Raw genomic sequence first — 12,779 nt, forward strand, 5'->3', positions numbered from 1 at the left:
GATGAAACACAAGGGTAGCTGCCACTGCGGCAGGATCGCTTTCGAGGCCGAGGGCGACATCAAGGGCGCGCTGGCCTGCAATTGCTCGATCTGCCAGCGAAAGGGCTCGCTCCTGTGGTTCATTCCGCGCACGCAGTTCACGCTGCTCACGCCGGAGGACGACAACATGGGCACCTATCTCTTCAACAAGCACGTCATCAAGCACCGCTTCTGCAAGACCTGCGGCATGCACCCGTATGGCGAAGCGACCGACCCCAAGGGCGTCCCGACCATCGCGGTCAACATCCGCTGCCTCGAAGGCATCGACCTCGATGCGGTGCCGGTGCAGCACTACGACGGACGTTCGCGCTGATGTTCCCGATCGAAGGAGGATGCACCTGCCGCGCCGTGCGCTACCGCATGGCGACGAAGCCGCTCTTCGTGAACTGCTGCCATTGCCGCTGGTGCCAGCGCGAAACCGGCGCTTCGTTCGCGCTCAACGCGATGATCGAGAGCGACCGGGTGGAGCTGCTGCAAGGCGAGGTCGAGCTGGTCGATACGCCCTCGCTGAGCGGCAAGGGCCAGAAGATCGCGCGCTGCCCGCGGTGCCATGTCGCGCTATGGAGCCACTACGCGGGTGCCGGCGAAGCGGTGAAGTTCGTGCGCGTCGGCACGCTGGACACGCCCGACGTGCTGCCGCCCGACATCCACATATTCACCGCGTCGAAGCAGCCGTGGGTGGTGCTGCCGCCCGGCACGCCGGTGGTGGAGGAGTACTACAGCCGGTCGGAGTACTGGCCGGCCGAGAGCATCGAACGGTTCAAGGCCTTGAAGGGCCGGCCCCCAGCCGCCCCGACACCTGACCCGCGCAAGCCTTGAGCGCGCGCGCAATCTCGCCGTCCCATTGCGTGTCGAAGATCGCGGCCGGCCCGATCGCGGTGATGGCCAGCACGATGGCGCCCGTGTGATCGAAAGCCGGCGCCGACATCGCGCTCACCCCCGGCAGGATCTCGCCCTCGGAGCGGCTCAGCCCGTGGGATCGGACCTCGTGCAACTGGGCCTCGAAGTCCTTCCAGCTCGGTAGCGGTTGCACGGGCGGCATGCCCCGTTGCGGCGCCAGGGCGGCGGCACCCTTTTGCTCGCGCTGCCGTTCCTCTTCCAGCAACTGCCTGACCACCGAGGCATCCAGATAGGCGCCGAAGAGCCGCCCCGATGCCGTATTGGTCAGCGAGAACACCGTGCCGTGCCGCATGTTCACGTGCAGCGGCGCTGGCGATTCGGCGATGCGCACGATGGTCGCGCCCCGGTCGCCCCAGACGGCGATGGCCACCGTCTGGCCGATCTGCTGCGCCAGCTCGGCGATCAGCGGCGTCGCGACGTGCACCGGATTGGCCTGCTGCAGGCTGATCAAACCCAGTTGCAAGGCAAGCGGTCCAAGCAGATAGTGGCCGCTGGTGCGGTCCTGCTCGATCAGCCCGAGGCGGCCGAAGCTGACCATGTAGGGATGCGCCTTGGCGGGGGACATCTCGGCCTCGCGCGCCAGGTCCTTCAGGGCCATCGGCCGGCCGTGGTGCACCAGGGCGCGCAGCAGCTGCCCGCCGACTTCGATGCTCTGGATGCCGCGTTGCGCGCGGTCGCTGTCAGTGCTCATGGCCTTGCCCGTCGTTCGTTCATGCAGAAGACATTAGACATTATCCAATCCTCGAATTACACTCCGCTCATTCGTTCCATGCGAATTCGTTCACCTTAGACAAATCAAGGAGACCCACGATGTCAGAGACCAAGAAGTTCGCCAGCCAGGCCGACCTGGAAGAAAAGCAGATCACCTTCAGCCAGATTTCCGAGCACGCCTGGGCCTACACGGCCGAGGGCGACCCCAACACCGGCATCGTCATCGGCGACGACTGCGTGCTGGTGGCCGACACCCAGGCCACGCCCGCCATGGCGGCCGACGTGGTCCGCCGCATCCGCGAGGTGACCGACAAGCCCATCAAGTACGTGGTGCTGACGCACTACCACGCGGTACGCGTGCTGGGCGCGGCCGGCTACAAGCCGGAGCACATCATTGCGAGCCAGGACACGCGCGACCTCATCGTCGAGCGCGGCGAGCAGGACAAGGCGAGCGAGATCGGCCGCTTCCCGCGCCTGTTCCAGAACGTCGAGACCGTGCCGCCGGGGCTCACCTGGCCCACCATGACCTTCAGCGGCAAGATGACCCTGTGGCTCGGCAAGCTCGAAGTGCAGCTGATCCAGCTCGGCCGCGGCCACACCAAGGGCGACACCGTCGTCTGGCTGCCGCAGGAGCGCACGCTGCTCTCGGGCGACCTGGTGGAGTTCGACGCCACGCCCTATGCCGGCGACGCCTATTTCCAGGACTGGCCGCAGACGCTGGACAACATCGCCGCCCTCCAGCCCAAGGCGCTGGTGCCCGGCCGCGGTGCCGCGCTGACCACGCCCGAGGAAGTCGCCAAGGGCCTGGCCGGCACGCGCAGCTTCATCGCCGACGTCTACAGCAGCGTGCAGGAAGGCGTGAAGGCGGGCCGCGACCTGAACGCGGTCTACAAGGACACCTACGCCAGGCTCAAGCCCAAGTACAGCCAGTGGGTCATCTTCGATCACTGCATGCCTTTCGACGTGAGCCGCGCGTACGACGAAGCCTCGGGCCATGCCGACCCGCGCATCTGGACGGCACAGCGCGACATCGAGATGTGGAAGGCCCTGGAAGGCTAGGCTGGCTGGAGACGAGCACCGTGGACGCACTCGCATCAGGCACCGCGCCAATCGACTACCAGTCGCTGCGCTTCGACTACCGCCGCCACCCGGACCAGGACGCAGCGTCGCCGGTCCGCCACCCGGTCGTGGTGGTCGGCGCGGGCCCCGTGGGCCTCGCCCTGGCCATCGACCTCGCGCAGCGGCGGATCCCCGTCGTGCTGCTCGACAACGACTGCACTCTCTCGACCGGCTCGCGCGCCATCTGCTTCGCCAAGCGCACGCTGGAGGTGTTCGACCGCCTCGGCTGTGCAGAGCGCATGGTCGCGAAGGGCGTGTCCTGGCACGTCGGCAAGGTGTTCTTCCGGGACGAGCAGGTCTATCGGTTCGACCTGCTGCCCGAGACCGGGCACGAACGCCCCGCCTTCATCAACCTGCAGCAGTACTACGTCGAGGGCTACCTCTCGGAGCGCGCGGCGGAACTGCCGCTGATCGACCTGCGCTGGAACAACAAGGTGATCGGCGTCGAGCAGGCCGCAGACCACGCTCTGCTCACCATCGAGACGCCGGAAGGCAATTACCAGCTCGCCGGCGAGTACGTGGCGGCTTGTGACGGCTCGCGCTCCAACATGCGGCAACTGCTCGGCCAGGAGGCCAAGGGCCGCGTGTTCCGCGATCGCTTCCTGATCGCCGACGTGACGATGGACGCCGACCTCCCCACCGAGCGGCGCTTCTGGTTCGACCCGCCTTTCCATCCGCGACAAAGCGTGCTGCTGCACAAGCAGGCCGACGGCATGTGGCGCGTCGACTTCCAGCTCGGCTGGGACGCCGATCCGGTGGAAGAGCGCAAGCACGAGAACATCATCCCGCGCGTGCGTGCGCTGCTCGACAGCATCGGCCATGAGAAGGTGCAGTTCCAGATCGGCTGGGCCAGCGTCTACACCTTTGCCTGCCAGCGCATGGAGCATTTCCGCCACGGGCGCGTGCTGTTCGCGGGCGACTCCGCGCACGGCGTGTCGCCCTTCGGTGCGCGCGGCGCGAACTCCGGGGTGCAGGACGCCGACAACCTCGCGTGGAAGCTCGCCGCCGTGGTCCAGCGCGAAGCGCCGGACGCGCTGCTCGACAGCTATGCGAGCGAACGCGAATACGCGGCCGACGAGAACATCCGCAACTCGACCCGTGCCACCGACTTCATCACGCCCAAGAGCGAGGTCAGCCGGTTGTTCCGCGATGCGGTGCTGGACCTTTCCAAGCGCCATGCCTTCGCGCGTGCGCTGGTGAACAGCGGGCGCCTGTCGGTTCCGACCACCCTGCAAGGGTCGCCGCTGAACACGGCCGACGTCGATGTCTTCGCCGGCCCGATGGTGCCCGGCGCCCCGGCCGCCGATGCGCCGATCGTGTGCGCCCATGGCGGCGCGGGCTGGCTGCTGCGCGAGCTGTGCCCCGCGTCGTCCTCCGAAGCCGCGACGCGCTTCACCGCCGTGGTCTTCGGCGAAGGCGAGGCCGCGGAGCGCAGCCTTCAGGCGCTGGCGCAAGCCGACGCGCCGCTGCACATCGTGCGCGTCGCCGCCACCGGCGAGGGCGAGCTTGCAACGCAGCGCTACGACGCCCGGCCCGGCACCGTCTACCTGCTGCGCCCCGACCAGCACGTGTGCGCGCGCTGGCGGAACCCCACCCCCGAGGCCGTGCGCGCAGCGCGCGACCGCGCGCTGGCAAAGGCATAGAGCCATGGAACTGATCACCACGCCCAACCTCGACGCGCCCGACGACTTCTACGAGGCGCTGATCGAGGCGCACCAGGGCCTGTCGACCGACGAGAGCCACGCCTTCAACGCACGCCTCGTGCTCGTGCTTGCCAACCACATCGGTTCCACCGCCGTGCTTCGGCAAGCCTTCGAGGCCGCCGCGCCATCCCGCTGAACTTCAAGAGAGAGGACACCATGACCAACGCAGCCGCCGAGCGCCGCTACCAGAGCGGTTTCGGCAACGAGTACGCCACCGAAGCCGTTCCCGGCGCCTTGCCGCAGGGCCGCAACAGTCCGCAGCGCGCGCCCTTCGATCTGTATCCGGAGCTGATCTCCGGCACGGCCTTCACCGCGCCGCGCCATGAGAACCGCCGCACGTGGATGTATCGCCGCCAGCCCTCGGTGGTCTCCGGCCGCTACAAGCCCTACGCGCAGGCGCAGTGGACCACCGGCGCCAACCGCGAGATCGCGCTGCCGCCCGAGCCGCTGCGCTGGGCGCCGATTCCGTTGGACAACGCGGACGTCGATTTCATCGATGGCGTCCACACGCTGGCCGCCAATGGCGATGCAGAGGCGCAGACCGGGATCGCCGCGCACGTCTACGTCGCGAGCCGTTCGATGGAGCGCCGCGCCGTCGTCAACGCCGACGGCGAGATGCTCTTCGTGCCGCAGCAAGGCCGGCTGGTCGTCACCACCGAAATGGGCGTGCTGGACGTCAAGCCCGGCGAGATCGCGCTGGTGCCGCGCGGCGTCGTCTTCAAGGTGGCATTGCCCGACGGCTTGTCGCGCGGCTACCTGTGCGAGAACTACGGCGCGCAGTTCCGCCTGCCGGAACTGGGCCCGATCGGCTCGAATGGCCTCGCGAACGCACGCGACTTCCAGGCGCCGGTCGCCGCCTTCGAGGATGCGAGCGGCGGCTATGAGCTCATCAAGAAATCGGGCGGACGGTTCTGGTCCGCGCCCACGAAGCAATCGCCCTTCAATGTCGTCGCCTGGCACGGCAACCTCTCGCCGGTGAAGTACGACACGGTGCACTTCATGACCATCGGATCGATCAGCTTCGACCATCCGGACCCGTCCATCTTCACCGTGCTCACCTCGCCGAGCGACACGCCCGGCACGGCCAACTGCGACTTCGTGATCTTCCCGCCGCGCTGGCTGGTGATGGAGGACACCTTCCGTCCGCCCTGGTACCACCGCAATCTCATGAGCGAGTTCATGGGGCTGGTCTACGGCGAGTACGACGCCAAGCCCGGCGGCTTCAAGCCCGGCGGCGCCAGCCTGCACAACTGCATGGTGCCGCACGGCCCCGACGAGGAAGCCTTCGAGAAGGCGAGTCACAGCGACCTCAAGCCGCAGAAGCTCGACAACACGCTGGCCTTCATGTTCGAGAGCCGCTACCGCTTCATTCCCACCGAGTTCGCGATGCACAGCCCCGCGCTCGACAACGACTACGCCGACTGCTGGGCCGGCCTCAAGGACATGTACAAGAGCTAACCCTCAGGCGTGCCACTTCGTGTGGCCGCCGGCCCCCTTGCAGGGGGCAACACCAGCGGACCGGCGGAGCCGGCTCCGCGGTGTCCCTTGAACAACCGAATCGAAAGACCTGCCATGACTGCACTCAATCCCACCCATGACCCGAAGCTGCGCAGCTGGGTGGCCTCGGCCAACGAAGCCGGCTGCGACTTCCCGATCCAGAACCTGCCCTTCGGCCGCTTCCGTCCTGCCGGTGGCAGTGAAGGCTTCCGCATCGGCGTCGCCATCGGCGACCAGGTGCTCGACCTGAGGGCAGCGGGGCTCGTCGACACCGATGACATGAACGTGCTGCTGGCGCATGGCGCGGCCGAGCGGCAGGCGCTGCGCACCGCCATCTCCGAGGGCCTGCGCGAAGGCAGCCCGAAGCAGGCCGCCTGGAGCAAGGCCCTGCTCGCCCAGTCGGCCGTCGAGCTGACCGTGCCCTGCCGCATCGGCGACTACACCGACTTCTACACCGGCATCCACCATGCCACCACCGTCGGCAAGCTGTTCCGCCCGGACCAGCCGCTGATGCCCAACTACAAGTGGGTGCCCATCGGCTACCACGGCCGCGCGTCGTCGATCGGCGTGAGCGGCCAGCGCTTCAAGCGCCCGCAGGGCCAGACCAAGGCGCCGGGCACCGATCCTTCGGAGGCGCCAAGCTTCGGTCCGTCGAAGCGGCTCGACTACGAGCTGGAACTGGGCTTCGTCGTCGGCCAGGGCAACGCGCTGGGCGAGCCGATCGACATAGCCAGTGCCGAACAGCACCTGTTCGGCGTGACGCTGCTCAACGACTGGTCCGCACGCGACCTGCAGGCCTGGGAATACCAGCCGCTCGGTCCCTTCCTCTCGAAGAGCTTCACGACCACGCTGTCGCCCTGGATCGTGACGATGGAAGCGCTCGCGCCCTTCCGAGCGAAGTTCGAGCGGTCTGCGGGCGACCCCCAGCCCTTGCCCTACCTTGATTCGCCCGCCAACCGCGAAGCCGGCGCGCTCGACATCACGCTCGAGGTCTGGCTGCAGACCGCGAAGATGCGCGAAGCCGGAGAAGAGGCCGTGCGCCTGACGCGCGGCAACACGACGCAGGCCGCCTACTGGACCGCCGCGCAGCTCGTCACGCACCACACGGTGAACGGCTGCAACCTGCAGCCGGGCGACCTGCTCGGCTCCGGCACGCTGTCGGGCCCGCAGCCCGACGAAGCGGGATCGCTGCTGGAACTCACGCTGGGCGGCAAGCAGCCGATCACGCTGCCCAACGGCGAGCGCCGCACCTTCCTGGAAGACGGTGACACCTTGAGCCTGCGCGGCTATTGCGAGCGGGCAGGCGCCACGCGCATCGGCCTGGGCGAAGTCAGCGGAACAGTGCTGGCCGCGGCCTGACCGGACGACCCGCCTCGCAGGGTCGGGCGACGTCCGATCGCAACGGGCGCGATGGCCGGCATGGACCACGCGCCTGACCCGTCGCCCAAAGCCCCTGAACCCCTTTCCGGTGACCGAGAACCAGCCGTCGTCCCGACGCGGCCGGCTCGGATTCGCGCGCTCGCGAATTGCCCCGGTGGCGCTGTGCACTATTGCAAGCGCGCGCCTCCGTTGATTGCTCGCTGGCAGTAAAAAAGGTAAATGAGATTCGGCGGTTGGAATTTGGGAAATTTCACCCTAAGAATATTCTCATTTCCTATTTCTTATCTGCTCTCCCTTTCATAGAGTTCTTGGTTCAAACCAAGTAGATAGGGAGGGGGCGCCGTTTCCTGCGGCATCCCCGAAGCAGTGCACACGCACTGCGTCACCGAGGCTCGTGTCCTGAGTGGAGCGGGCTGCACGGGGTGACGCAGCCGCAATTGCTGCAGTCGCGCGCGTCATGACGTACACGTCTTCAAATGCGCCGCGCGATGCGACATATCCATTTGAGTTTGCGCCGGTTCGCGGGTCTTGCCGTTTGGCTTGGCCTGTCTGTGCTGATTTTATAGTTTTTAACTTTTCAATTCAACAGTCAGGGGAATTAAGTGGCAAAAAAGAAGACAGCGCTCGCCATCAACAAGCACGGGAAAAAGCCGGGCGACGCGATTGCCTTGGACAGCGCAGCGCCGCTCAAGATCAAGGCCCTGCCGAACGTCAAGTACCTGCTCAAGGTCGAGAGTGGCGTCGCCCCCGAGGAGGCCTCGCTGGTTCGCGTCGGCAACGATCTGCATGTCATCCTGGAGGGTGACAGCACCCCCGCGTTGGTGCTGGAGGGCTATTTCGACCTGGCCGACCCCTCGGGCCTCTACGGCGTGGCCGAGAACGGCCAGCTCTATGCCTACGGTCGCACCGACGGCGGCGACATCTTTGCCTTGGCGGACGGCGAAATGGCGCCGGTCGCGCTCGCCGGCAATCCGGTTCCGCCCGGCCCTGTCGGCGAGGATGACGGCTTTGCTTTCTGGCCGCTGCTGCTGGGCGCCGCCGCGCTGGCGGGCCTGATCGCCGTGGCGCGCGACGACGGTTCCGTCAATCCGGTTCCTCCGGACCCGGAGAAGCCGGAGCCGCTGCCATCCCTGAAGCCCGTCACCCGCGGTGTCGATCGTGCGATCGACGACGTCGGCCCGGTGACCGGCGACATTCCTGCCGGTGGATCGACGGACGACGCCCAGCCGACTTTCGTCGGCACTGGCACCCCGGACAACGTCATCCATATCTATGACCATGGCAGGTTGATCGGTTCGACCCAGGTCGACGGGGGCGGCAACTGGCGCTTGACTCCGAACGTGCCGCTGACGGAGGGGCCGCATTCCATCACCACGACCGAGACCGACCGGGAAGACGTCAGCAACATCAGTGATCCGTCGCGCCCTCTTGAATTCGAGGTCGACCTGACGGCGCCGAGCGCACTGGCGAAGCTGGTGTCGATCACGGAGGACACGGGGACGTCGGCGAGCGACTTCGAGACGAACGATGCGAGCCTGGTGCTGGGCATCGCGGTGGAGGGCGATCTGGGCGCGGACGAGCGCGTGCAGGTGTCGCTGGACGGCGGCGCGACGTGGCTGGACGCGACCCGGGACGCGGGTGGGTTGTGGAGCTACGACAACACGGGCGTCGACCTGGCCGAAGGCGAGCACGCCATCCAGACGCGGGTGATCGATGCGGTGGGCAACCCCGGCGTGGCCAGCAGCCAGACCGTGAAGATCGATACGACGCCGCCCATCGAGGGCAATGAGATCGCGATCACGGCCTACGGTGACAACGTGGCGCCCCAGGAAGGCGACTTCGGCAGCGGGACATCGACCAACGACACCTCGCCGCTGCTCAAGGGCAGTGTCGCTGGCCTGCAGGATGGCGACGTGGTGCATGTGTACGAAGGCACGAGGCTGTTGGGCCAGGCGATAGTGAGCGGAGGCAGCTGGAGCCTGCAGCTCACGGGCGTGAGCCCGGGCCTGCACAGCTACACGGCGGTGATCGTGGACGCGGCGGGCAACAAGGGCACGATCTCGAATGAGTTCAATTTGACGGTGGACCTGACTGCGCCGCCGCCGCTCGACGCGCTCAGCCTGCTCGACGACGTGGGCGACAAGGTTGGCCTGATCGCCCGGGGCGACCTGACGGACGATAGCCAGCCGACCTTCAGCGGCAAGGCCGATGCGACGGCGGTGAAGTACGTCGTCGTGTACGACAACGGCGTGCTGCTGGGCAGCACCGAAGTGAGGGCGGACGGCACGTGGAGCTTCGATCCGGCGGCGGCGCTGAGCAGCGGGGCGCACAACTTCACGGCCAAGCCGGTGGACGCTGCAGGCAACGTGGGTCCGGAGACCACCCCGGGATGGAACTTCACGCTGGCGGGTGAGGCGCCGCCGGCGCCGGCGATCACGCGAGTGGAGTCGGACGACGGCTCGGTGACCGGTCCGCTGGCCAAGGGAGATTCGACCAACGACACCACGCCGGTGATCAGCGGCACGGGCACGATCGGCACGACGGTGACGGTGTTCGTGGACGATGTTCCCGCGGGCAGCGCGGTGGTGCAGGGCGACGGCCGCTGGACGGTGACGGTGAACCCGCCGCTGTCGGGCGACGGCACCAAGAACATCACGGCACAGGCCGAGGACGGTGCGGGCCAGAAGAGCCCGAAGACGGGCGAATACCCGATCGTCCTGGACACGAGTGCGCCTGCGACGCCGACGCTGCAGGCACTGGACGACCAGGGCGGCGTGACGGGCCCGATCGGTTCGGGCAGCGTGACCGACGACGACCTGCCGGCGCTCAGCGGCACGGGCGAGGCCGGCGCGACGGTGAGCGTGTACGACGGCACGACGCTGCTGGGCACGGCCACCGTGCAGGGCGACAACACGTGGACGCTGTCGCTGAGCAGCCCGCTGGCTCAGGGGGGACACTCGCTGACGGCGAAACAGACGGACAAGGCGGGCAACGCGAGCGGGTCGAGTGATCCGCTGGCGTTCGAAGTGAATCGCGACCCCGTGATCGTGAGCGTCACGCGCGCGGACGACGACTACGGCAGCAAGACCGGCCCGATCGCCAATGGCGGCGTGACCGACGACGAGACGCCCACGCTGGTGGGCCAGGCGACACCGGGCGCGGTCGTGACGATCAAGGAAGGCCAGGCGGTGCTGGGCTCGGCGACGGCGGACTCGACGACCGGCAACTGGAGCTTCGCCCTGCCGGTGCAGGCCCCTGGCGCACATACCTACACGGTGGTGGCGAAGAACCTGGCGGGCACCGAAGGCAGCGCGGAGTTCAGGCTGGAGATCGACCGGACGGCGCCGTCGGTGCCCGAGATCGACAAGGTGGTCGACGACGTGGGCCTGGTGAAGGGGCCGTTGACCAGCGGCGACACGACGGACGACACGACGCCCACGGTGTCGGGCAGGGGTGCGACGCCCGGGGACACGGTGAAGGTGTACGACGACGGCAAGCTGCTGGGCTCCACGCAGGTGAAGGACGACGGCACGTGGGAGTACACGCCGCTGTCGGAGCTGACGCCGGGCGAGCACAGGCTGACGGTGACGGCGACGGACCCGGTGGGCAACGAGAGCGGGCCTTCGCAGCCCTGGCTGCTGACGGTGGACGTGACGGCGCCCAGCGCACTGGCGAAGCTGGTGTCGATCACGGAGGACACGGGGACGTCGGCGAGCGACTTCGAGACGAACGATGCGAGCCTGGTGCTGGGCATCGCGGTGGAGGGCGATCTGGGCGCGGACGAGCGCGTGCAGGTGTCGCTGGACGGCGGCGCGACGTGGCTGGACGCGACCCGGGACGCGGGTGGGTTGTGGAGCTACGACAACACGGGCGTCGACCTGGCCGAGGGCGAGCACGCCATCCAGACGCGGGTGATCGATGCGGCGGGCAACCCCGGCGTCGCCAGCAGCCAGACCGTGGTGATCGATACGACACCGCCCGTCGAGGGCAATGAGATCGCGATCACGGCCTACGGCGACAACGTGGCGCCCGAGGAGGGCGACTTCGGCAACGGGACGTCGACCAACGACGCCGGTGGCGGTCGTTCGCGCTGGGATGTGGCCATCGAGTCCCTGCGCGAGCTGCTCGACGGGTACGAGAGGTCGTATTCGACGGACACCGAGTTCCAGGTGAACCTCGTGTTCTTCGACGAGGAGCTGTATCGCCCCTACGCCACCCTCGACTCGCTGGAGGCGGCCGCGAACTTCCTCGCCTCGGCCGCGCCAGGCCACGGCGGCACCTACTACGAGCCTCCGATGGACAAGGCCCAGGAACTGATCCAGGCGTCGATGAACAGGCATCCCGACTGGGACCAGAAGGTGTATTTCCTCACCGACGGCAAGCCGCAGGACGACGGTGTGCCGCAGTCCTGGAAGGACTTCGTGAAGACGAACAAGGACGCGATCGACGTGTATGGCGTGGCTTACGGCTCCGAAGTCGCGGGGGATCCGACCGCCAGGGATCGCATCAAGGCAGCCCTCCATCTGGAGGAAGGCTCCGGCGACAAGTACATCGAGGTGAAGAACCCGCAGGATCTGCGCGACGAGCTGGAGGACACCCTGCCGACCATCGAGGGCAACCTGTTCGCCGCGGGCGTGGGCCTGGATGGCGACGGCGGCTTCAGCCTGTCCAACAAGGTCGTCTTCAAGGGCCAGGACTACGTGTTCGTCGGGGACGAGCCGGTCACCATCCCGGTGGTGGCGGGATTGACGATGAAGCTCTACCGCGACGGCAACTACAAGCTCACCTCCTCGCTGCACGAGCCCAATGTCAATGTGGAGATGACCTTCGACGTGACCGACCAGGATGGCGACACGGCGACGATCGTGCAGAAGCTTCACTTCGGCCTTCCGCAGGCGGCACCGGCCACCGTGCAAGCCACGCTCGAGGACGCGGCGGCCCTGGCCCTCGCGCCGGACGCTCCCGTCGAGGCGCACCCGCTCGCCGACGAGGCGGTCCAGGCGGCGGACGACGGCGCGGGATGGACCCTCAGCGGCATCCATGACGCCTACGGCGGCGTGGATGGGATCGGCATTGCCCTCGGTGGCTTCGATCGGGCCGGCGACGACACCGTCGCCATCGCCGCCATCGCCGGCGATCACCCCGAGCGCGTGGACGGCGGCGCCGGCATCGATACCCTGGTGCTCGACGGCGAGGCCATGCACATCGACCTGTCCGCGCTGGACGGCAGCGACGGCGAAGTCGACCTGCATGGCGGCGACGCCGGCGACGCCGGCGGGGACTGGAGCAGCACCGGCGCGGCCAGGGTGGATGGCGTGAACTACGTCTACACCAACGTCGCGGGCACCGGCGAACTGCTGGTCCAGGACAAGGTCCACGCCACGATCCTCTAAGCGCCTGCGGCGGCGCAGGGCGGCTTGCCGGTCGCCC

General features: G+C 67.8%; 9 protein-coding genes. 8 read left to right on the top strand and 1 reads right to left on the bottom strand.

Going from position 1 to position 12,779, the window contains the following annotated elements:
- The first annotated feature begins 1 nt into the window (after window position 1).
- Window positions 2–352 (top strand): GFA family protein, encoded by a 351-nt coding sequence (locus QTH97_RS14480; protein WP_286568914.1) that lies wholly within the window; start codon window positions 2–4, stop codon window positions 350–352.
- Window positions 352–858, top strand: a complete 507-nt coding sequence (locus tag QTH97_RS14485) for a GFA family protein (protein ID WP_286568915.1) — start codon at window positions 352–354, stop codon at window positions 856–858. The genes QTH97_RS14480 and QTH97_RS14485 overlap by 1 nt, the downstream gene beginning before the upstream one ends.
- On the opposite strand, the gene QTH97_RS14490 is transcribed toward QTH97_RS14485, so the two are convergent.
- Window positions 800–1,630: an IclR family transcriptional regulator gene (locus QTH97_RS14490; RefSeq protein WP_286568916.1), complete on the bottom strand. Its 831-nt coding sequence runs from the start codon at window positions 1,628–1,630 to the stop codon at window positions 800–802. The genes QTH97_RS14485 and QTH97_RS14490 overlap by 59 nt on opposite strands.
- A gap of 119 nt (window positions 1,631–1,749) precedes the next feature.
- Here QTH97_RS14490 and QTH97_RS14495 point away from each other — a divergent pair, with 119 nt between their 5' ends.
- The 6 genes from QTH97_RS14495 to QTH97_RS14520 all read left to right on the top strand — a co-directional run bounded on the left by QTH97_RS14495 (window position 1,750) and on the right by QTH97_RS14520 (window position 12,742).
- Entirely contained in the window at window positions 1,750–2,709 is a 960-nt protein-coding gene (locus QTH97_RS14495) for an MBL fold metallo-hydrolase (protein ID WP_286568917.1), read from the top strand.
- Window positions 2,710–2,729: 20 nt separating this feature from the next.
- Window positions 2,730–4,412: an FAD-dependent oxidoreductase gene (locus QTH97_RS14500; RefSeq protein WP_286568918.1), complete on the top strand. Its 1,683-nt coding sequence runs from the start codon at window positions 2,730–2,732 to the stop codon at window positions 4,410–4,412.
- 4 nt (window positions 4,413–4,416) lie between these two features.
- On the top strand, window positions 4,417–4,608 hold the full coding sequence (locus tag QTH97_RS14505) for a DUF2783 domain-containing protein (RefSeq protein WP_286568919.1): 192 nt from the start codon (window positions 4,417–4,419) through the stop codon (window positions 4,606–4,608).
- A gap of 20 nt (window positions 4,609–4,628) precedes the next feature.
- Entirely contained in the window at window positions 4,629–5,930 is a 1,302-nt protein-coding gene (gene hmgA, locus QTH97_RS14510; protein WP_286568920.1) for a homogentisate 1,2-dioxygenase, read from the top strand.
- A gap of 114 nt (window positions 5,931–6,044) precedes the next feature.
- Window positions 6,045–7,328, top strand: a complete 1,284-nt coding sequence (fahA, locus tag QTH97_RS14515; RefSeq protein WP_286568922.1) for a fumarylacetoacetase — start codon at window positions 6,045–6,047, stop codon at window positions 7,326–7,328.
- A 623-nt stretch (window positions 7,329–7,951) separates the two neighbouring features.
- Window positions 7,952–12,742 (top strand): Ig-like domain-containing protein, encoded by a 4,791-nt coding sequence (locus QTH97_RS14520; protein WP_286568923.1) that lies wholly within the window; start codon window positions 7,952–7,954, stop codon window positions 12,740–12,742.
- Window positions 12,743–12,779: the final 37 nt, after the last annotated feature.

The organism is Variovorax gracilis, from assembly GCF_030317115.1.
GTDB classification, from domain to species: domain Bacteria; phylum Pseudomonadota; class Gammaproteobacteria; order Burkholderiales; family Burkholderiaceae_C; genus Variovorax; species Variovorax gracilis.